This is a genomic window from Paenibacillus catalpae, from assembly GCF_900112695.1.
Classification (GTDB): Bacteria; Bacillota; Bacilli; order Paenibacillales; family Paenibacillaceae; genus Pristimantibacillus; species Pristimantibacillus catalpae.
In genome coordinates, this window is the sequence record NZ_FOMT01000004.1 from 400,942 (window position 1) to 422,644 (window position 21,703).

Annotated in this window: 18 protein-coding genes; 6 read left to right on the forward strand and 12 right to left on the reverse strand. The window is 49.9% G+C overall.

The annotated features are described in order from the left end of the window. Position 1: 1 nt before the first annotated feature. The 3 genes from urtB to BM200_RS19620 all read right to left on the reverse strand — a co-directional run bounded on the left by urtB (position 2) and on the right by BM200_RS19620 (position 3,886). Positions 2 to 907 carry an urea ABC transporter permease subunit UrtB gene (gene urtB, locus BM200_RS19610; RefSeq protein ID WP_091188340.1) on the reverse strand — a complete coding sequence of 302 codons (906 nt, stop codon included), beginning with the start codon at positions 905 to 907 and terminating at the stop codon, positions 2 to 4. Between the two features lie 151 nt (positions 908 to 1,058). Next, positions 1,059 to 2,309 (reverse strand): urea ABC transporter substrate-binding protein, encoded by a 1,251-nt coding sequence (gene urtA, locus BM200_RS19615; RefSeq protein ID WP_091188341.1) that lies wholly within the window; start codon positions 2,307 to 2,309, stop codon positions 1,059 to 1,061. 335 nt (positions 2,310 to 2,644) lie between these two features. Next, positions 2,645 to 3,886, reverse strand: a complete 1,242-nt coding sequence (locus tag BM200_RS19620) for an MFS transporter (RefSeq protein WP_091188342.1) — start codon at positions 3,884 to 3,886, stop codon at positions 2,645 to 2,647. Between the two features lie 247 nt (positions 3,887 to 4,133). On the opposite strand from BM200_RS19620, the gene BM200_RS19625 reads away from it, so the two are divergent. Further along, on the forward strand, positions 4,134 to 5,183 hold the full coding sequence (locus BM200_RS19625; protein ID WP_091188666.1) for an NAD(P)-dependent alcohol dehydrogenase: 1,050 nt from the start codon (positions 4,134 to 4,136) through the stop codon (positions 5,181 to 5,183). Here the strand turns inward: BM200_RS19625 and BM200_RS19630 are convergent. The 6 genes from BM200_RS19630 to BM200_RS19655 form a co-directional block, all read right to left on the reverse strand. Further along, on the reverse strand, positions 5,173 to 5,691 hold the full coding sequence (locus tag BM200_RS19630; RefSeq protein ID WP_091188343.1) for a DinB family protein: 519 nt from the start codon (positions 5,689 to 5,691) through the stop codon (positions 5,173 to 5,175). The genes BM200_RS19625 and BM200_RS19630 overlap by 11 nt on opposite strands. Before the next feature lie 68 nt (positions 5,692 to 5,759). Next, positions 5,760 to 6,671, reverse strand: a complete 912-nt coding sequence (locus tag BM200_RS19635) for a helix-turn-helix transcriptional regulator (RefSeq protein ID WP_091188344.1) — start codon at positions 6,669 to 6,671, stop codon at positions 5,760 to 5,762. A gap of 167 nt (positions 6,672 to 6,838) precedes the next feature. Then, on the reverse strand, positions 6,839 to 7,141 hold the full coding sequence (locus BM200_RS19640) for a hypothetical protein (RefSeq protein WP_091188345.1): 303 nt from the start codon (positions 7,139 to 7,141) through the stop codon (positions 6,839 to 6,841). Between the two features lie 203 nt (positions 7,142 to 7,344). Further along, positions 7,345 to 8,499 (reverse strand): enolase C-terminal domain-like protein, encoded by a 1,155-nt coding sequence (locus BM200_RS19645; protein WP_245773097.1) that lies wholly within the window; start codon positions 8,497 to 8,499, stop codon positions 7,345 to 7,347. Between the two features lie 110 nt (positions 8,500 to 8,609). Next, positions 8,610 to 9,203 carry a GNAT family N-acetyltransferase gene (locus BM200_RS19650; RefSeq protein ID WP_091188347.1) on the reverse strand — a complete coding sequence of 198 codons (594 nt, stop codon included), beginning with the start codon at positions 9,201 to 9,203 and terminating at the stop codon, positions 8,610 to 8,612. A 456-nt stretch (positions 9,204 to 9,659) separates the two neighbouring features. Further along, positions 9,660 to 10,997 (reverse strand): aminotransferase-like domain-containing protein, encoded by a 1,338-nt coding sequence (locus tag BM200_RS19655; protein WP_091188348.1) that lies wholly within the window; start codon positions 10,995 to 10,997, stop codon positions 9,660 to 9,662. A 142-nt stretch (positions 10,998 to 11,139) separates the two neighbouring features. On the opposite strand from BM200_RS19655, the gene BM200_RS19660 reads away from it, so the two are divergent. The 4 genes from BM200_RS19660 to BM200_RS19675 all read left to right on the forward strand — a co-directional run bounded on the left by BM200_RS19660 (position 11,140) and on the right by BM200_RS19675 (position 16,742). Further along, positions 11,140 to 12,066 carry a DMT family transporter gene (locus BM200_RS19660; RefSeq protein ID WP_091188349.1) on the forward strand — a complete coding sequence of 309 codons (927 nt, stop codon included), beginning with the start codon at positions 11,140 to 11,142 and terminating at the stop codon, positions 12,064 to 12,066. 15 nt (positions 12,067 to 12,081) lie between these two features. Next, the gene (locus BM200_RS19665) at positions 12,082 to 12,714 is read left to right on the forward strand and encodes a nitroreductase family protein (RefSeq protein WP_091188350.1); all 633 of its coding nucleotides are present in this window, start codon (positions 12,082 to 12,084) and stop codon (positions 12,712 to 12,714) included. 363 nt (positions 12,715 to 13,077) lie between these two features. After that, complete coding sequence (locus BM200_RS19670) at positions 13,078 to 16,203, forward strand: amidase family protein (protein ID WP_245773098.1); 3,126 nt, start codon at positions 13,078 to 13,080, stop codon at positions 16,201 to 16,203. Positions 16,204 to 16,460: 257 nt separating this feature from the next. After that, positions 16,461 to 16,742, forward strand: a complete 282-nt coding sequence (locus BM200_RS19675; RefSeq protein ID WP_091188351.1) for a toxin-antitoxin system YwqK family antitoxin — start codon at positions 16,461 to 16,463, stop codon at positions 16,740 to 16,742. Between the two features lie 54 nt (positions 16,743 to 16,796). Here the strand turns inward: BM200_RS19675 and BM200_RS19680 are convergent, their stop codons facing one another. The 3 genes from BM200_RS19680 to BM200_RS19690 all read right to left on the reverse strand — a co-directional run bounded on the left by BM200_RS19680 (position 16,797) and on the right by BM200_RS19690 (position 21,283). Then, on the reverse strand, positions 16,797 to 17,771 hold the full coding sequence (locus BM200_RS19680; RefSeq protein ID WP_175532931.1) for an MraY family glycosyltransferase: 975 nt from the start codon (positions 17,769 to 17,771) through the stop codon (positions 16,797 to 16,799). A 205-nt stretch (positions 17,772 to 17,976) separates the two neighbouring features. After that, positions 17,977 to 18,957, reverse strand: a complete 981-nt coding sequence (locus BM200_RS19685) for an alpha/beta hydrolase (protein ID WP_091188669.1) — start codon at positions 18,955 to 18,957, stop codon at positions 17,977 to 17,979. Positions 18,958 to 19,177: 220 nt separating this feature from the next. Further along, positions 19,178 to 21,283 (reverse strand): GMC family oxidoreductase, encoded by a 2,106-nt coding sequence (locus tag BM200_RS19690; protein WP_091188352.1) that lies wholly within the window; start codon positions 21,281 to 21,283, stop codon positions 19,178 to 19,180. A gap of 189 nt (positions 21,284 to 21,472) precedes the next feature. Between BM200_RS19690 and BM200_RS30750 the strand changes: the two genes are divergently transcribed. Beyond that, the gene (locus tag BM200_RS30750; protein WP_342716451.1) at positions 21,473 to 21,694 is read left to right on the forward strand and encodes a leucine-rich repeat domain-containing protein; all 222 of its coding nucleotides are present in this window, start codon (positions 21,473 to 21,475) and stop codon (positions 21,692 to 21,694) included. Positions 21,695 to 21,703 lie beyond the last annotated feature (9 nt).

Consider the following 21,703-nt stretch of genomic DNA (forward strand, 5'->3'; position numbering starts at 1 on the left):
TCTATGAATCAAGCGAACGCGAGCGCATTGCGACGAATCCCATCGGTCTCCATTGCAGGAAAGCAACGATACAGAGGAATACCAGCACTTTGCCAAGCGACGCATTCGTCCAATATTCGAACATTGTATTGAATACGCCAATTCCTAGCGCGCCCAGCACGGTACCTACCAGCTTGCCAACACCGCCAAGGACCACAACCATAAAGGCATCTACTATATAATAAGTGCCAAGCGATGGTCCGATTGGACCAAGCAGCGTAAGCGCGCATCCCGCAATGCCGCCAATACCCGAACCAATCGCAAACGTCATTGCATCTACGCGACGCGTCGATACGCCAAGGCATGCCGCCATGTCGCGATTTTGCATAACCGCCCGCATTCTCCGCCCTTCAAGGCTCCGGTAAATATAGAAGTACATCGCAAGCAGCGTGAGAGCGACAAGCCCGATGATAAACAGCCTTTTGTAAGGAAGAACCGCGCCAAGGAAAGTAACGCCCCCATCAAGCCAGGACGGACTCGTTACCGCAACGTTTGGCGCACCGAAGATTGATCTTGCAAGCTGTTGCAGCACCAGACCAACACCCCATGTTGCCAGCAGACTGTCGAGCGGTCTTCCGTACAGAAACCGGATGAGACTCATTTCAAGGATAAGGCCAAACAGGAAAGCAATAAGGAAGCTGACAGGTATGGAGAGCGCGAAATACCAGTCGAACATCGATTTCGGCAAATAGTCGTTGAAAATATTTTGCGTCAGGTACGTGGAGTAGGCGCCGATCATGATGAGCTCCCCGTGCGCCATATTGATGACCTTCATCAACCCAAACGTAATCGCCAAGCCAAGCGCAATCAGCAGCAGAATCGAGCTGACGCTCAGCCCGTTAAACAACTGCAGCGTTATGACCTCCATATGTCTTCAACTCCTTTATGGTTAACGCGATTAACCTTGGACTGCTTATAAGGAAAGGGAGTATCCGAAGCAATAATCTGTCGAATACTCCCCCATCCTTTTGCCGTATCACCGGTTGCAGACTACTGCCGCTTAACTTATCTCCGCCTGATCAGTCAGTCGGCTTGATGCTCGCTGCCCAGTCGTAGCCTTTCAGGAACGGATCCGGCATAACCGCATCACCCGAGTTCCATAGCTCTTTAAACTGTCCGTCTGACTGCACCTCGCCAATCCGAACCGTTTTGTAAATATGCTGGTTTTCTCCGTCAATCTTTACTTTGCCCTCCGGAGCATCCCACTCAAGATCCTTTGCCGCCGCTTTTACTTTATCGACGTCGGTCGAGCCCGCCTTCTCTACGGCAGCCTTCCACAGGTACACCGCCGTGTAGCCCGCTTCGATCGGGTCAGCCGTTACGCGGTCTTCGCCGTACTTCTTCTTATAATTCTCCACGAACGTCTTGTTCGCAGGTGTGTCCGTCGTTTGATAGTAGTTCCATGCAGCCAGATGGCCTTGGAGCACATCTACGCCGATACCGCGGATTTCTTCTTCCGCCACCGATACGGACAGCGTTGTTATATCTTGAGCCGATATACCTGCATCCTTCAGCTGCTTGAAAAAAGCCACGTTACTGTCGCCGTTCAGCGTATTGAACACGACGTCCGGCTTCGCTTCTTTGATTTTACTGATAATCGTGCTGTAGTCGGTATGGCCGAGCGGCGTATATTCCTCTCCAACCATTTCTCCGCCTTTCGCTTTCAATTGCTCTTTGATAATCAGATTTGCTGTACGGGGAAAGACGTAATCCGAGCCAAGCAGATAGAACCTCTTGCCGCGGTTCTCGAGCAGCCAATCGACCGCCGGAACAATCTGCTGATTCGTTGTTGCGCCTGTATAGAAAATGTTAGGGGAGGCTTCGAGGCCTTCGTATTGAACCGGATACCAGAGCAGCCCGTTCAATTCTTCGAACACCGGCTTCATTGCTTTGCGGCTGGAGGACGTCCACCCCCCGAACACCGTTGCCACTTTGTCTTCAGAGATGAGCTTGCGCGCTTTCTCGGCGAAGGTCGGCCAGTCGGATGCGCCATCCTCTTGAACCGCTTCGATCTTCTTGCCAAGCACGCCGCCGGCTGCGTTGATTTCTTCAATGGCCATCATCTCCGCATCACGAACGGATACCTCGCTGATTGCCATCGTGCCGCTTAAGGAATGTAATACCCCAACTTTGATAACATCGCCGGATGCGGCTCCCGAACCGCTCTCTGTTGTCGTGGATGCCGGTTCCTCATTGTTGGCGCAGGCTGCAAGCAGTAAACTAAGCACAACTGCAACAAGCCCCGACTGATAAAACCATTTCTTTTTCATCTCTCCACTCCCCAGTTCCTTTTTTCTATATACGAACATTAAATTGGATTGCATTTCCAACGTTCGCATCCTCATTATAGGGGCGGGCATTTTTGACGTCAATATACATGACATTAAAATTGAAAAGTGAGGAAATTCGTCTCACTAATTAGGGAATTTAGGACATAATTCGATAAAATGCGCCACAACTTCCTGCTCATCATCCCGTTTAAATATTAATTTATATCATTAAGTTAACATTTAATGTTATATTAATGATATTAAGCTTTCAAATAAATAAAAAAAGATGACCCCTGTATCGCACAGGAGTCATCTTCATATTCCGTCTAACCGAGCTACTGTTCCGCTTGTAACACCGACTTGCCCGCTTCAAGCAATCGTTTGTTGCCAACAAAGAACATAGTTAAGACAAGGATTAACAAACCGGTGCCAACGAGCAGCCATTCAATCGCGATGACATCCGCAAGCGGGCCAAAGATGAGCATGCCAATGGGCATCATCGAGGTCGATATCATGCCAAACACGCCAAAGATCCGGCCCATATAATTCGGATCCACCTTTTCCTGAAGCATAACGGTTGTAGGCGTATTCGCCATAGGCATAGCAACGCCAAATACCGCCATAACAAAGAGGTAAATCCAGAATACCGGTATTACTCCCAGGAGTAACGTACAGACGCCCATAATCAGGTTAGCAAACGTCATCGTATAGATTTTGTTGCGGAAGCCGCCCCATGATGCGATGACGGCTCCACCAGCCATCATACCGACCGAAAAGGCAATCTCAATCGCAGTCAGCCGCCAATAATCATCTCCGAAGCTTCTCGTAACCTGCAGCGGCGTCAAGAACGCGGCCGGCGCCATCAACACAAAGAATATGGCGAAGAAACTAAAGAAGGTTTTCAGAAAGCTGTGGTTCTTAATGTAGGCTAAACCCTGCTTGAAGTCGTCCATATAACTTGTCGTTTGCTGATCAGACGCTTTCTGATGCAAAGGTATTCGCAAAAAGAAAAACAACGTTGAAATCGCAACAACCGCAGTAATGACGTCTATGAAGAAAATAACTTCGATTGTTGCCATGGTAAGCAGCGTCGCGCTGAGAATAGGGGCAACAAACATCATTAACGCCTGGAGCGTTCCGTTTATGCCGTTAACCTTCGTCAGCTTATCCTCCGGCACAATCTGCGGCAATATCGCTCCCACGGCCGGCGTTTGAATACCTGCACCCAGCGCCCGGACCGCGCATATGACAAACATCAGCCACGGCTCGTCATAACCCGACAGAAATAGAATAGCGAGAAGCAGTGTAACGAGCGCAATCATAGAGTCTGCTATCATAATCAAATATTTTCGGTTAAATCGATCCGCCCACACACCGGCAAACGGCGATAAAAGAAAGGTAGGAATGAAGCCGCACACGATAAACAGCGTCATCATAAGACCTGATTTTGTACTAAGCGTTACATACCACATAATGGCGTACTGTACTAAGGCAGAACCAAACAACGAGATCGTCTGACTACTCAAGAAGAGGATAATATCTCTCTTCCAATTCTTCTTTTCTTCGGTAATTGTCATCTCTTACCCCTTCCCTGAGATACTAGTACCCGCAATGAAATCCATTCCTCCTCTAGTAAGTCATTTCCATCTTAATGAGAACTAATTCTCTCTGCAATTAACTATTTAGCTATAAATAGTAATAGACGATAGCCGACTGTTGAATCAGCAATCATTGACTCCGTAGTGTAAAGTTTATTTGACATAAAGAATACTTTTGTTTACATTATTCATAAACTTGGTAAAAACACCCCGGGGAGGAATTTTTATTAAAGCAATCTTATGCGCAAAGTACGGAACGCCGGAGATTCTTCAGCTTAAAGAAGTCGATCAACCTGTCCCTCACAGCCATGAAGTACGGATAAAAATACATGCAGCCGTTGCCACTCCCTCCGATTGCGCCTTCCGAAGAGCAGATCCTTTCTTTATCCGTTTTCTCTATGGACTGCGAAGTCCCAAATTCCCGATATTAGGCGTAGAATTTGCCGGTGAAATCGATCTGGTCGGCCAAGACGTAAAGCTATTCAAGACAGGGGATCAGGTATTTGGAATAAGTCCACATCGCTTCGGCGCTTATGCCGAATACGTATGCTTGCCCGAAGATCAACCGGTGTTTTTTAAACCTCGCAATGCTGCTTATGAAGAAGCCGCAGGCCTTTGCGACGGGGCATTAACGGCATTAATTTTCCTGAGAGACAAGGCCAACCTGCAGCCGGGGCAAAAAATCTTGATTAACGGCGCTTCCGGAGCAGTTGGTGCATATGCTGTGCAGCTTGCCAGATACTACGGTGCAGAAGTAACCGGTGTGTGCAGTACCAGTAATTTTGAAGGGGTGAAAGCCTTGGGGGCCGATAAGGTTATCGATTATCACCAAGAGGACTTTGCCCGGGGTGATCAGATGTACGATGTTATTTTTGATGCGGTGGGCAAGCGTTCCTTCTCGCAGTGCAAAGGATCGCTAACACCAAGAGGGATTTACCTCTCCACTGTCCCTAGTCCGGGAACGATGATGTCCATGCTGCGTACCTCAAAGTCCGGCAGCAAAAAAGCGATATTCACCGCGGCGGGCCTAAGGCAGAATAAAGAAAATCTAGCCTTTCTCAAAGATCTGTTTGAAGCGGAAAAAATAAAACCGGTCATTGATCGACGCTATTCCTTGGAACAGGCAGCCGAAGCTCACCGATATGTGGAGACGGGACGCAAAAAAGGAAATGTCATCATTCTAGTGCAAAACGAAACGAAAGACCGCCCGGATCCAAGCCAAATAGCTCAGATAGACATGCGATCTTCGATTTCGATGAAAGAAACTATGAAATAGATGCTGCAGGTTCCTGATACCAATACAACGCATAATCATTCATGGTGGAGGCATAACCCAGTTGACGCATCATGGTGGAAATATTGCCTCTGTGATAGGTTCCGTGATTCACTACCTGAAGCACGATTTCCGATAGGCGTGTCTCGCGGATTCCGGCATACGGATTGTTAAGGATAATTGTGCGCTCCAAATCAGGCGCATTTCGGAACCACTCTCTGAACTGTTCGGATAACTCGGCAAAGAGATTAACGTAATCCTCTGCCGTTTCCAGTACACGCCCGGCTAAAGGCATACATTCCTGCAGCGCCTCTCCCATATCGGTGCCCGATAACACCAAGTACCACGTTTTATCAACCATATAAATATGACTAAGAGCATCGGCGATCGCCCGGAACGAGCTGTTCACTTCCTGATGCAGCACGGCAGGCGGCAGCTCCTTCAATCTCCCGAGGATCGTTTGGCTCGCCCAAGCGTGATAGTTATACATTTCTACTGGATAATTCGTCATGAATATCGACTCCTTTTAATTGGTATGTTCCCAGTATAAAAAAAGTAGTATGACAACAGTGTGTCATACTACTCATAAAGTTTAAGAGCTTCTTGAAGCTGCTCCTTCATAATGCTCCGCAACCCGCGGGGCTCCAGCACTTCCGCGCCACTGCCGAAACCAAGCAGAATCGCCCACAGCCAGCTGGCTTCAAGCGGCTTATACACCGGGATCCGCATCGTCATGCTTCCATCGGCGTGAAAGGTTTTCTCGACTCGTCCGAACTGATCCATCGCCTCCGCCAAAGCCTCCGGTGCCACTCGGAGCACAACATTCTCCACCTGATCCTGCCCTGACCCATATGAAACAGCAGCCTCTATCGGTACCTCCTGATGCAGCTCAAAGATATGCTCCGTTTGGCTTAACTCGACCATTCGGGATAGACGAAACTCCCGGTAATCGCAGCGCGTCCGGCAATAGCCGTACATATACCAGTTGCCGTATTTAAAAAGCAGCCTGATCGGTTCCATTTCGCGGGTTGTTCGCTCATTCTTCCCATTGATGTAATCAAACCGGATAACCTTCCGCTCCGAAATAGCCGTTCGTATTAACGGAAGCACTTCGGGGTCCATACGTCGGGTTTCAAAATCAACCGCCAGGCTGGAAGTCTGCTGCTCCGCCCCAATCGTTTGCAGTCTCTCGATTGTCCCCTGCGCACGTTCATCTTCGAAGACGCTGGAAAGTCCCTTTAGTACGGTGATCAAGGAATGAACATCATACGATCCGAGCAGGCTTTTATCCATTTTAAAGCCGTCCATCATGCCAAAGCCGCCTTTGTTCCCCTGATACGACACGACCGGAAAGCCCGCCGCACAGATGACGTCGATATCCCGATAGATCGTTCTTTGAGACACCTGGAACTCTTCGGCCAGCGCGGAGGCCGGCAGAACGTCGTTATTCAGCAGCTTGTAGATAATGGAGATTAATCGCTCTAATTTCATAAGTATCCCCGCCTGTTAATTCTTATCGTATTTCCCGCTCAATATCATACCATTAATCACCGTTAGCGGCTCCACCCTCTTGCCCGGTACCCGTCAGCGTGCTAGACATAAACAAAGATGCAGGGACTCCTGCACCTTTGTTTGTTTAGCCCTATTCTGCTAAATAACTAGTTACTAAAATCAAGTGCGTAACCGGCTATCGAGGCGGCATCCGCGAACTTGGAAAGAGCGTCCGGATCAAATGTATTGTCGTAGACAGCATCCAGGTTAAACGTGATTTCCAGCTTGCCATATTGCTCCGGTTCTACGGTATCCAGCAACACATCGGCGAATGGAGAGTTAGATGCGGAGGATATTTCGGAAGCGCTTTCAATAGTTGGTGCCTGAGCAGATACCGGCATCGCGGTCAGCAGGATGATCGCCAGGCAAAGACAAACGGCAGACACCATCTTATTAGCAGTTGATTGCATTTTTTGTTGGCTCCTTTCGGATATTTGTTCTCGCGCCGGTTCATTATAGCACGGCCATCTTCAGGCCAGACACCGTAGAAAACACACCTTTCAACCGTAGTTTAGAGTGAAATTCCGCCCGCACCGGCATCGGGAAAATAAAAAATACACCGCCCGGGGCATTCACCCGACAAGCGATGTATTCTTGCATGTATTTGGCGGCTTTAGCGGCTCCAGCCGTTTGCCAGCACCCGTCTTGCAAACAGCTCCTCGTCAAAATCGAGACCAAAGCCAGCCTTATCAGGGACGTGAAACAAACCATTCTCTACCCGATAGGCGGATGTATCCATGCCTTCGATGGCGATATCGTCGTATTCGACGAACTCGAAGTTCTTAATCGCACTCGCAATATGGCCAAGTGCAAAGATGCCGTAAGCGTTGCCATAACAGTGCGGTGCCGAACGCAGTCCCGCCTGGTCGAGCTGCGCGCCAAGCTCCAGCCAATGGGTAAAGCCCGGATAAATTATGTCGTATTGCAGCACGTCGACAAAGCCTTTTTTAGCCCAATTGACGAGATGAGGAGACGCAAGCCCCTCTCCGTCGGCAATCAGTACGTTTTGCCCACGCTCACGGAGCCATGCTTTCAAGTCGGCATACAAGGCATCATCTTCGTGGAAGGCCTCCTCAATCCAGTACAGATTCACATCCGAGGCAGCTGCCAACACCTCTTTGGTCAGATTCAAGTTATAGGCGTTGTTGGCATCAATCATGATCCGCCCCTCCGGTCCGGCAACCTCAGCGACACCATGAATGATTGCGATATCCCGCTTCATCCCCTCCCATAACGGCATGTGCCTGCCGCCGCGGCCGACCTTAATCTTGAAATGCCGATGACCTTTGGAGTAGCCCTGCTCAGCCTCCTCTTTCAGCAGCGCCACCGCATCCCGCTCATTCTGCAAATGCAGGTCATCGAAATAAAGCGAGGTATCATAGCAAGGAACAATAAGCGGTGAACCCGGCTTGCGATCGACAGCGGATACTAATTCATATACAGGTGTATTCTGTCTGCGGCCAAGCCAGTCCAGAATCGGATATTCAAGCGGAATTCGGTACGGTTCAAGCACTCTGCCGCTCTCGTCGAATAGATCCACGAGCCTCATGCCAATAACGGACTCCGCCAATTCTTCGGTCAATGATCCCGTGTGGCCAAAGCCCGCCATGCCATCAATCGTTATTCGCGCGATACGAACCGAGCAGCTTTTACCGTGATCTCCAAGCCTGCCGTTTGAGCCCGCGCTTCTAGCGCGCTCGCCCGTAAGAGTTGCAATCTCGATCTTCTCTACTTTCCAATCGGGCTGAATATGGGATATATCCATCATGCGTTCACTCCCTATGATTTAGTCAGCTGGATGCCATTCATACCAACTAGATCCAATATATTACTCTTAAATCTAATATGTCAAAATAAAATATATTCATTATATTAAATTTAGGCATCTATCTCCTGAAGCAGACGCTCCTTCACGAGAGGCCACTCCCTGTCCAGAATGCTATAGAAAACATTATCATGAACCGTACCGCCGTCAGTTGCATCGACTCGATGCCGGCGAAGCACACCTTCCCTCACTGCCCCGATTTTTTCCAATGCTCTTTGCGATCGCACATTGCTGCCGCTGGCGGAGAATTGGACCCGGAGCACACCCAGTTCTTCGAAGCCGTACTGGAGGAGAAGAAGCTTGCAGGCCGGATTGATTCCCCTTCCCCAGAAATCCGGAGAAAGCCATGTCCAGCCGATTTCAACATTTCGATTGGGCACGTCCAAATCGCCAAGCCGCGTCGTCCCCGCCGCACGACCGCTGGCTTTATCGATAATTACGAAGGGAAGCTGAGTTCCCGCTTCTCTGCTTGCCAATGCGGATTCAAGCGCTAATTCAATCGCTTGCTCCGTGATGTTTTTCCGCCAAGTCAGCTCCCAAACCCTCGGATCGCTGAGCAATTGGGCCAGCTCCTTTACATGTCCGGACTGCAGAGGCAGCAAAATAACCTTGTGGTTCTCCAAAGTGAGATCGGTACGAAATTTCATGGCTAACCCTCCTTTTCCTCATCCTATCAATTGGCCAGGACAGCATGAATGAAGGAAGTTGCCGATTTTTTGCATTTGTTGCAAAAAATCCATTATAGCTAGATGGAAGGCTGGTCTTTTGTACCATCGTAAAAACACAAAAGGCAAGCTACGTTGGAAGTCATCCAGTATAATCACCAGAATCACTCTCCCGGGGCCGAAATCGGTTCATTTAAATGGAGCAAATCCAACGTGAGTGTAACTCCTGCGCTTTACCCCGCTATTATAGTGGAGCAGATCCAACGCAGGCGGCTTCAGCCAGACAAAAGAGACCGTCCCATCATCAACCTGATAGGGCGGCCTCCTTGCGTTAGCGCCTGCTTTGCTCCTCCCCTATACGAAGGGCCTGCGGATCAGCCCCGGCAGTGCTCCCTTTGCATGATAAGGACCACCCGCTTGGCGGAGATTATTTCTTCTTCAGCTTCCTTTCCGTACTTCCTCCACGATGACCTTGACCCCTTGGTCAATTTGCTCAGGCCGCGTCTGAGAGATGCTGATCCGTAGGAACTTCTCCCGTTCCAGATAATGGCTTAAGTAGAACCCTTTGCCGGGCACGACACTAATATTCCTATCGGCAAGCCGCTTGAGGAGACGATCGACATTAACGGTCGGCTTAAGCTTAAAATGCGTATAGATGCCTGATGGGATATCGGGCACTTCCATTAGCCCTGGCTCATTGTAACGGGCCACCGACTCATTCAAAGCCTGCATCCGGGATGCGTACATGCTGCCTATCTTATGCTTATGCCGCTCATACATGCCATTCTTGATGTACACTTCAAGGGCCGCCTGGGAGAGCAGCGACGTGTCAGGATATATTTTGTACGCGTAAAAAGTTTTCAGCAGCCGCTCCGGCAACACGACCGCGCCTACTCTCAGGCCCGGGAAAATGATTTTGGAGAAGCTCTTTACATAAATGACATGCTCTCCCCCATCGCTGGCATAAATCGGATCGTTTTGCCGGTCTGAGCCCAAATCAGCCATATAATCGTCTTCCAGGATAAATACATCGTATTTGGCGGCCAGCTTCGCAATAGACCTTCGCTCTTCCGCGCTATAGGAGGTGCCCAGCGGATTATGATATCTCGACATTGTGTAAAAGAATTTGATCTTGCCGCTCTTGAACCACCGCTCCAATTCCCGCAAATCTATACCCGCCGCCGTACGGGCGATGCCATACACGGGTGTGCGTTCCGTCTCCAGAAACCGCAAATACCGGTCATAGCTCGGCTGCTCCACCAACACCGCATCTCTGCCATTCGGAAACGGCATCTTCGCTACTATTTCCAGAGCCTGCTGTGCTCCCGAGGTAACAATGATCCGCTCGGCTTTGGTGAACACCTGGTCATTGGCCAAATGAGACACTAGCGTGTGGCGAAAGGACTCGAGTCCCAGCGGATCGCCATAGGTAAACAGATCGTACTTGTAAATATCTATTGCTTTATTGAGGCAATGCTGAAAATCCAGATAAGGAAATGCGTCCAAGTCCGGCAATACCGTAGCGAAATAGATCATTTCGCTGTCCCGGTTATCGCGCCAATCCCCCGGCTTCACAACCACATAAAAGCCGCTTTGCGGGACCGAATAGATCGCGTGACGCTTCTCCAGCTCTGCATAGGCTCTCGTAATCGTGCTGATGCTGCAGCCGTACATTTCCGCGGCACTGCGGACAGAAGGCAGCTTTTGACCAGGATGGTATACACCCTGCCGGATCTTCTCCTCCATATCGGATAATATCGAAAAGTACTTTTTCATTCTGTCCTCCTATTCCCTCCGGCCCAACTGTATCGATACAGTTCAGGTAAAATGACGTTGTTCGCGCTTCTCATATAACCTATTCTCAAAACAACGGACGTTCGCGAACACGCTGCCGTTTAGTTGGAGAGGATGATGCAACATGAGTCAAAAGGAAATGAGGCTTCCCTATTTCTTTGCCGTGCTTAACGCGGTCATTATCGGTTTATCTTTTTTGTTTGCCAAGCTTGTACTCGATTATGCCAGCCCGCTCGACACGCTGACCTTCCGCTTTGCTCTATCGTTTCTGCTCATGTCCGTCCCTGTAGCTTTTGGCTGGGTTAAGCTTTCGTACCGCGGCAAGCCGCTCTACAAAGTGATGCTGCTGGCAACCATGTACCCGCTTGGGTTCTTCACCCTTCAAGGGTATGGTCTGCAGCATGCCACTTCGGCGGAGGGAGGCATCCTGTACGCGTTCACTCCGGTCGTAACGCTGATCATTGCTTCTATTTTTTTGAAAGAGGCAACAACCGTATTACAGAAGCTGTCGATCTTTCTATCGGTGTTTGGCGTCGTGTTTATCTTCGTCATGAAAGGCAGCAGCATCGATCTGTCCAACCTGCTCGGAATCTCGTTGTTATTGCTCACATGCGTCGCTTTTGCCGGATATACCACTTTGGCCCGCTCGCTGTCGAAGCAGTTCAGTCCGGCGGAAATCACCTATTTGATGATGGGCATTGGCTTTGTCTTTTTTACAATCACCACGTTCACCAGCCATGCGTCTGCAGGAACACTTCATCATATATTCGCTCCTCTCGCGAGCGGCACCTTTATTGTATCCATTCTCTTCTTGGGTGTAGTATCCTCGCTGGTCACGGCATTAACGTCAAACTACATCCTGTCCAGAATGGAAGCGTCAAGAATGAGCGTATTCGCGAACCTCTCTACCATCGTCTCTATGACAGCCGGTGCGCTCTTTCTTGGGGAGGAAGTAACAATCTATCACCTGATCGGCTCTGTGCTGATTATAGCCGGGGTTATCGGCACAAATAGACTAGGCCGCAATAAAACGAACCAAGTGAATAATTGAGGGAGCTGAACATACATGTCATTAACAACCATTACGGATTTCTATACCATCGTTCGGGAGCGCCATTCTATTAAGCATTACGACGCTTCGCACAAGCTAAGCGAGCAAGAGATCATTGAGCTGCTGGAGATTGCGAGCCGCGCACCGTCCGCCTGGAATCTTCAACATTGGAAGTATCTCTGCATCCATGACCAGTCTGCCAAAGAGAAGCTTCTCCCCATCGCCTATGGGCAAAAGCAAGTTATAGAGGCTTCCGTCGTCGTAGCCGTATTAGGTGATCTTCAAGCCAATCTGAACGCGGAAGACGTCTTTGGACCGGATGTGGAAGCTGGATTATTGAGGGAAGATGTCAAATCCGGCTTGATCAGCCAAATCAACGAGGCATACTCGGAGACACCAGCCTATGCTCGTGATGAAGCCATCCGCAACGCTTCACTGGCGGCCATGCAGCTCATGCTCGCCGCAAAGGCGAAGGGGCTTGCTACATGCCCCATGGGCGGATTTAACACCGATGCTTTTATTGAAGCGTTCAACGTTCCGTCCCGATATATTCCTGTCATGCTGATTACGATTGGCAAAGAGCCGGCCCCTGGTCGTCCAACCTCACGAATACCGGTCGAGAAAACAATTATCTGGAACAGTTACTGAGCAGAAGGAAATAAGACGCGAATCCCGGCAATAAATTACCGGAATTCGCGTTTAACTATTTATAGATTGTCTTTCGCCAAGGAAGGGTCAAGCCAATTATCCGAGGCAAAATCTCGCCCCCTGACCATTTGGAAGATTTGAAATATCTCTAGCAGAAAATTATGTAATAATTGTTTACATAAAATTCACAAAATCTTAATACGAGATCAGCTCTTCGACCCATCCCCCACATATATCGTCAAACACTATCATTTTTTTCAAGTTATATGTTACTATATCTAACATTTACTACTATAATACTTGACGCTATATTAACGTAATGATAGAATCTCTAACATGTTTACTAGAAGGAGTTGAAGCATTTTGTATAAGCTCAAAAACATTTTAAAGCTCAATAAAGGCCAATCCGCTACAGATATACCCGCCTTACCGGCTGTTAAGCGCACCAAGAGCAAAAAGTCGACATTTGCAGCAATCCTCGCTCTTTCCATTGTCATTGCAGGATTAACCCCGTCTAATAGCGCATATGCGTTAACTAAGCTGACATCTAAAAGCGGTACGGAATGGGAATTCCACGACTCCTTCGCGCCTAACCTCGATTCAGGCAGCATTCGCAGAGCGAGCGCTACTCCCGCACAGGGCTTCGGCAATATTTTCGTACAAGTATCCACCACGCCGGCACCTCGGATGAACAGCCAAATGATGCGAGGCTTTGGACTAGTATTCGACGGCAATGACACATTTGCCACTACTCAATCCGTTAATCTGGGCGATGTACTTATTACCCGGGATATTTACTTTGACAGCACAAACAACAGAACAAGATTTTTCGACACCTTTACCAATACGACCGCTTCGCCCGTTACGGTCAATGTATCTTTCGGCGGATCGCTCGGCTATGGCACTGGTGAAAATTACGGTGCTGTCAAAATGACCTCTAGCGGAGACTCTTCCATTGCTACCGACGATTCATGGGCACTGATAGGCAATGCGAGAGCAACGGACCGCCCGATCGGCGTCGTTCTTGGTTCTCCTGCTCCGTTTGAAGGAGCACTGCAAGGTACCGGCAACCAGCAAAAGGATCCTTTCACTACCCCGCTTGCCACTTCGGGCAATGACGCCAACTTCTACGGCTTTATCCATCGCTTGACGATTGAGCCTGGCCACACCAAATCGCTAGCCAGATATGTGCTGGCTGGTGAAACAGGCGAAGCCGGACTAACCCAAACGGCTGATTCGCTGGATCAACTGGCGGAGAATCCCGATTTTGCGGAGCTGACTCCAGCACAGGTATGTACGCTAAGCAACTGGGACTTATCCAATCTGACTGGTTTTGATTCTGCTGCTTGCGCGGATGTTACCCGCCTTGACATTCCGGCCGCTCCGGCAGTACCGCCTATGGTAACAACCTCCCCTTACGATGTGATTAACAAAAGCATTGAACAAATGCAGGATGATATGGAGAAAGGCATCACTACCTCCGAAGCCATCACAAAGGCATATCTGGATCGTATTAAAGCGTATGATTTCGGACAGTTAGGCTTCCATTCCTTCCTCCACGTCTCTGAAACGGCTATCCAGCAAGCCAAGGCAGCGGATCAGGCTCGCAAAGAGGGGAAGACAGGCCAATTGCTTGGTATCCCAATTGCTGTCAAGGATATCTATGACACCAAGGATATGCCGACCACCGGCGGGTCCAAAGCACTTGAGGGCTGGCAGCCCAAAACGGACGCTTACCAGATTCAGAAGCTGAGAGAAGCAGGAGCCGTCATTATCGGCAAAACAAATACTTCGGAATTTGCCAACAGCGGCAGCTTCAGCGAAAGCGGCTGGATGCAGACCTGGAATGCGCTCTATCCGTCCAAAACCTCGTTTGGATCCAGCGGCGGTCCCGCAGTATCCGTTGCGACAAGCTTTGCGGCAGCAGCCATGGGTACGCAAACCGGCGTATCGCTGTACGCACCGTCAACAGGCGCTAGTCTGACGACTTTCCGCGGCACGGACGGCATGGCAAGCACGCGCGGCGTGATGCCGCTGACATGGGGACAGGACTATGCAGGCCCTATTGCCCGCACCATTACCGACCTATCCTATTTGCTTAATGCAACAACCGGCACCGATCCGCTGGATATGCTGACACAGGAAGCAGATGAGAAAAGGCCTAGCGACTGGACGGCAGCTCTCGATCGCAATGCCCTGAAAGGCAAGCGTATCGGGTATATCCCATCTTCATTCGTTTCCTCTTACGCCGATGACGGCACAGGGGAAGCCGTGAAGAAACATTTTGAAGATCTCGTGGAAGCAGGAGCTACCATGGTTGAAATAAGCGCACCTCCCGGGGGAGGAACAAGACCCGCAGGAAATGCCGGTTCCGAAGGCTGGGCGCGCTACATCGAACTGCATAAAGACTTCCCTTATGCCAGCGGCGACGAGCTGCTCGCCTCGCCTAAGTTACTTTTATACAATCAAGGAAGCTTGCAGGTGCGTCCGCGAATGACAGAAAGCCAAGTACAGGACTACATTAATTACAGAACGAACTACAAGAAAATTATCGCAGATTGGATGGACAAGTACGATGTAGACAGCGTCGTGTATCCAGGATTTATTAGTGATATGTACAACAACGACAGCGCCGCCTCTCAGTTGAGCTCGGACAGAGCTACCGGAGTACTGACATCTAATGTTGGACTGCCAACTGTTGTCGTGCCTGTAGGCACAAATCCAAACGGCTATTCCATTTCCATGCAGCTTGTGGGCAAGGCATGGGATGATGCAAACATTCTGGGAATGGGCTACGCACTGGAGCAGCAGACCTTGGCTCGCAGCGTTACAACCTTTGCTCCGGCGCTGAGCTATCAGCCGGATGACAACGGACCGGCAAATCCAGGCAATGGGCCATCCATGCCAGGTAACGGACCGTCTACACCGGGTAACGGACCGTCCATTCCAGATGACAATGAGCCGTCGCCAGAGGTAATCTCGTTTGCCGATACGAAAGGACACTGGGCGAAGGATAGCATCGACTACCTGATCAAGAAGGGATTGCTGTCCGGGTTCCCGGATAATACCTTCCGTCCAGACCTCGGCACTACCCGCGCCGAAGCCGTGAAGGTGCTGGCAACTCAGCTTGGCCTGAAGCCGCAAACGGGCGGTTTTACCGATGTGCCTGCCGGGCACTGGGCTGCAGGCTACATCGGAGCTGCAGAGAAGTCAGGACTCATGACCGGTTATGCTGACGGCACATTCCGGCCGGATGACCGGCTTAACCGGGAAGAAATGGCCGCACTGGTTGCCAGAGCATTCGAACTAAGCGGCAGTGCTGCCGTTTCATTCTCGGATGTCCAGGCAGACTCCTGGTCATACACGTATATTAACGCTCTGACATCCAACAAGATCGTCACAGGATATGCTGATGGCACATTCCGCCCTTCTCAAGATATTACCAGAGCCGAATTTGCCACCATTATAGCCAGAGTACTGCAACGCTAGACAAGAGAAACGGAACGGGCGCCTGGATGAGCGCCCGTTTTATTTTTATGAAGACCAAAATACTGGCGGCCATTCCCTAGCAACTTTCACTCCTACTCCACGTCTAAGAGGTAACTTTATTCAGACTGCGAGCTGACTTTATGAGAAAGATGTTTTATCGGTTCATTTTGAGGTGCAATAAATGAATGACAACAGGTGACTGCCGACCAGCGGTTATCATGATGTAATATAATTTTTAAAAAAAACGGAGGAAAGTCATGGAGAATGAAAAATGCGACTTGATACACCAGAACGGTGTCAAAGAGAAGAAATTTGAAGTGATAGACGGCTACACCATCAAGTACCACGCAAACGGGAAAACATTATGGTCAAAGGGAAAAATGCTTGACGATCAGCCGGAAGGCTATTGGGAATGGTATCGTGTCGATGGAACCATAAAGCGTTCGGGGTATTTTGAGAAGGGCGAGCCCGTTGGTGAATGGGTCACCTATGACAGCAAGGGGAATAAATACAAAACGACGAATCGATCGCCGAATTAAATAGCGGTTAAAAGGGTCAGGAATCCGAAATTGTCCTGACCCTTTTCCTAATTCTTAAATTTGCACCAGCATAAGTATAATAGAGGACAAGCCCATGCATGTGCCCATTAAGCACAGCACCATTAGAGCCTGCTTATGATTTAACCCCGCCCGCAGCAATCGGTAATGAGCCTGACTCGCGTCGGCTTGGTAAATCGCTTTTCCTTGCAGAAATCGTTTGAGCATTACATACAGGTTGTCGAATATCGGAACGCCTAATGCAAGAATCGGAATAAGAATAGAGAGAACCGTTGCTTGCTTGAAGGCACCATCCAATGAAATGACAGCCAGCATAAATCCAAGGAAAGTGGCTCCCGCATCACCCATAAATATTTTGGCAGGAGGTTTGTTGAATTTTAAATACGCTAAAGTTATACCTACTAAAATAATAGCCATATTAGCGGAGTTCGACTGCCCCATCGCTAATGCCACAATGAACAAGGTCATTGCAGATATTGCAGACAGCCCGCCCGCCAGTCCATCCAATCCATCTGAGAAGTTAATGACCGTCGTCACGCCAAAGATCCAAAGCGTGGTTAGAATAAATTGCAAAATGACAGGAAGCTCAACATATTCACCGGAAAACGGATTAACGAAGCCGGTAAACACGACGCCTGCGGCGTAAACCAATACAGCAGCCGACAGCTGAACGATCAGTTTGGGCAGAGCAGGAAAGTCTTTTCCTTTTGTCTTATACCAGTCATCAACCGTGCCTATCGCCAGCAGCAATATTCCGCCTAGAAAAATCGCCCCTGTTTGCATGGAGAAATCCCGAACCACGACCAAGTAAGCGACAAAGAAACCGATAAATATAGCATAACCAGCCGTAAGCGGAATAGGCTTCCGGTGCAGCTTACGCTCAACATCTTTTCTAGGCTTGTCCACAAAATCGATTCTAAACGCAAGGCTACTGAATGGAGGAATTAATACGAGTACCGTAACAAAAGACAACAAAAAAGCAAGAATATACAGAATTGCTATCACCACCATATGTAGAAATACCTTATACATAAATTATACAAGGAGCTCGAAGAGTGTCGACTGATGATTCACTGACTGTCGACTGACGCTGGGTTTCGGTGAATCGCAAGTCAAATCAAAAAAGAGGCTGCAACAGCCTGCCTCCCGGCTGCTGTCACAACCCCCATCCCCGCGTTCAAGCGCAGTTTCCCTCGAATTTAATGCCAACCTCAGATCAATTAACGGGCACCTTCAGCTCGGACAGCTTCAACAATTCACGCACCACTGCGCCTGGTTGGTAGCTGTGAATGTAATGGGAGCTGCTTGGAACAATGATTTGTTTGCCGGATCGGGACCATGAGGGTAGTGCTGCTTGGCTATTCTCCCAGGCTTTATCCTTGCCAAGCTTGCCGAAATAGTCCGCCGTCAAGACAGTCAAAGGGATGTCCAGCGGCTTCTTATCAGCGAGAATAATCTTGGCATTGGCGCGGCTTTGACGAATTTCGTCCGTCATATTCCGGTTCCCCGCCTTGAGCAGCATAGCTTTGTTGCTCAGCGCCTTCAGGTCGCCGGGGAGCAAGCGTAGTCCGTTGCTTTGATCGTTCGCCCATTCGGAGAAGCCATTTACTTGAAATAACGCCCGTAACGCGCCTATGTTTCGAAGCGCCCGATAACCGTACGAAATGACCGTATAACCATCTTGCCTTGCATAATATTCCGGACTTCCGCCTTCGATCAGCAGAATCCCCTTTACTTCGCCTGGATACTGCTGCGCATATCGAATGGTTTCAAGAGAGCCTAGCGAATGGCCAACAAATATATAAGGCGGCTTCAGATTCGCGGCGCGAAGCAGCTCGTGAATCTCGTTTGTAATCGTATCGATATCCCTTTTCCTGTCCGTTGTATCGCTGAAGCCGTAACCAAACCGATCATATACGGCGACTTTGACATGCGGCTCCAGCCCTTTATACAGCGGAGAAAAATCGGCGTACGGATTCGGCGTTCCCCATCCGGAAGCGAACACGACGGTTGTGTCCCCTTGTCCCCCAACGTACAGATGCATCTTATTCCCGGCGACGTCATACAGCTTGCCGACCGGCTTATAAGACCTCGCGTCTTGCGCTGAACCATACCATTGATAGAGCGATCCAACCCCTATTAGAGTTAACAGCAAAACAAGAAAGTAAAGCGCAATTTTCCAAACCCGTCTCCACACACGCAAGCGGCTCCCCCCCATGAACTTCATCAGCACGGATTACACTGGATCCCTTTATTTTATTGGAAACGAATGGATATTTAACCGGCCTCCGGTGAAGGAATCGTCTCGACCTTGGTCCAGTTATTAAAGATCAATTGAAAAAGGGCTGCAGCAGGTCATTTACTTCTGACCTGTTGCAGCCCTCAATCCCGCGTCTAACGCAGCTTTTTATTCATTGTTACAGTTTCACCAGGTTATCCGCGGTACGGAAAGCCAAGGCCATAATCGTCAGCACCGGGTTAACGCCTCCGTTGGTCACGTGAACGGATCCATCACTCACCCATAGATTGTCGTATCCGTGCACTCGTCCAAATGGATCGGTGACGGATGTCGCAGGATCGTTCCCCATGCGCAGTGTACCCGCCTGATGTTGTCCTGCGCTTAACCCTCCGCCGGGCCTCGTTTGCCAAACTTCGCGTGCTCCGGCAGCCCACAGCCACTTTTCCGCTTGCTCTCCAAGCAAAGCCGCAGCTCGCAGGGACTCGGGATGCACGCTGCCGGAAAGGTAAGCAACCGGCATGCCAAAACGGTCCTTAACCGACTTCGACAGCTGCACCCTGGACTCGGCGTTTGGAATCTCTTGAATCGGGCCTTGTATTTGGCTCGTGCGCAAGAAGGTATCTCTCATCGTTTCTTTGCCTTTAATCCCCCATCTTGCCGCGTTCGGCGAAAGCGCCCGATACCAATGGATAAGAGGCAGCCGGGTAAACTCGTTAGCGAGCAGCCCTCCGCCGATAATTCCCTTATTGCTATGTTCAGCGCTGAAAGTCGCTATGCTGACCCCTGGACCAAGGCCGTCCTGAACCACCTCGTCAAAAAGCCCATAAGCGCCGGAATAAACATGACCCTGCAGGTTTCTTCCGACCTGGCCGTGCCGGTTGCCAATTCCGTCCGGCTCCGAATCGCTTGCGGAATGAAGAAGGAGCCGCGCGCTTTCGATTGCTCCCGCAGCAACGATCGTCTGCCCTGCCCGTATTTGCCGCCGATGGACCGAACCCTTCGATTGCTGCACGAGGCGGACTCCGGTCGCATGCTTTCCTCCTTCGGTGTCGATGTGCTCGACGATCGTATCGCAGATCAGATCGCAATTACCCGTAGCCAACGCTCTTACCAGCATCGTGTTATGCCCGCCGTTTTTGCTATTCGTCGGACAAGCAAATCCGACGCATTGGCCGCACCTGCCGCAAGCCTGCCGGCCATCCCTTTCAACGGAGTTGATAAGAAGCGGTACCGCACCAGAATGCCAGCCCAGCTTTTGGGCAGCGCCGGCTAACCGTTCAGCTTCCAGCGTCATAGGCATAGCGGGCATGGGATAAGCATTTTGCCGCTTGCCTCTCCCAGGATGGGCGCTTCCGTCCCCGGATACGCCAACCTCCCATTCCGCGCGCTCGTAATAAGGTTCAAGATCTTCATAACGAATCGGCCAGTCGCTAAGCGAGCTTCCTTCTGGCACTCCGTAACGGCTTGCCATGCGGAAATCTTCCGGATGAAAACGCCACGCCTGCGCCCCGTAAACGCGGGTTCCTCCCCCAACCGTCATCGCATTATTGTGATAATCGCCATCAATAGGCAGCGTAATCCGCTCGCCGCCATTGGCGAGTGCAATCGTGCGGGGGTTGCCTTCCAGATCCGGTCCCGTGTTATGTCCATATTTGCTAATGCGGTGATTCCGAAGGTGATCCCTGCCAACCTGATCGTAACGCAGCCAGCTGCCGCGCTCGACGACAAGCACCTGCATTCCCGCTTCTGCCAGGACAGCCGCTGCTACCGATCCCCCTGCTCCTGCTCCGATCACGACAGCATCATACCGGTCCCTCAGCTGCTCAAGCGATTTTTGCGGAAAATCGGCTTCAGGGGCCGGCGCAGCCGTTCCCGCCGCGGGGCCGGGACGAAAGCCTATCATATCCCATGACTGTCCTTCTCTATTACCTCCCGCTTCCGGACTACCATAATAACCTTCTGCAGTTAGATTCAATAACGTATCGAAAAATAGCTTTGACGAAACAGGCCAGTCCCGGAAGGCATCGAGCTCCGCTTCCTTTAGCAGTTGATCCTGCTCATCGGCCGACAAATCGGAAAACGGCTTCTCATGTAGCGATAATGCTTCCTCTTGCAACGAGTGGAGTCCCGTTTCAATAACCTTCGTCCAATCTGCTGCACCTGTCGCGGCATATTGCTCCAAATAGGTTAAAACGCCCGCTTCACTCGCTGACTGCCAATCATCCTTAGGAATCATTCTGTCCGTAACCGCTTTCAACAGAGAACCTGCATCATATTGACTCATTCCCTTGACCCCTCCCTGATTCTAGCTACCTCTTCATCATAATCTGTTCTCCTCGTTTTTCAATGCCTATATCTAACTAATTTCGGCTTAGCAGGTAGCGAGGAGCCAACCTTTTATGACGCCAATCTCGAGAAAGTCGTTAGATCGTCTTTGGGTAAAACAAACGACGAACCGCTTACCCAAGCGGATATGCAATCCCTTACCGTTTTAACTGCAAATCACAAGAACATTAAGGACCTGCGAGGACTGGAGTATGCTGTCAATCTAACAGAAATTTATTTGAACTTTAATGACATTACAGATTTAACACCACTAAAGTCAGCAATCCTTCACGTACGACGCTCCCCTATTGCAAAAAAACAACACTTCAACGGTGCGTTTTGTGTCGGAGCAGTTGAACGCCTCTATTGAGTACCTGGC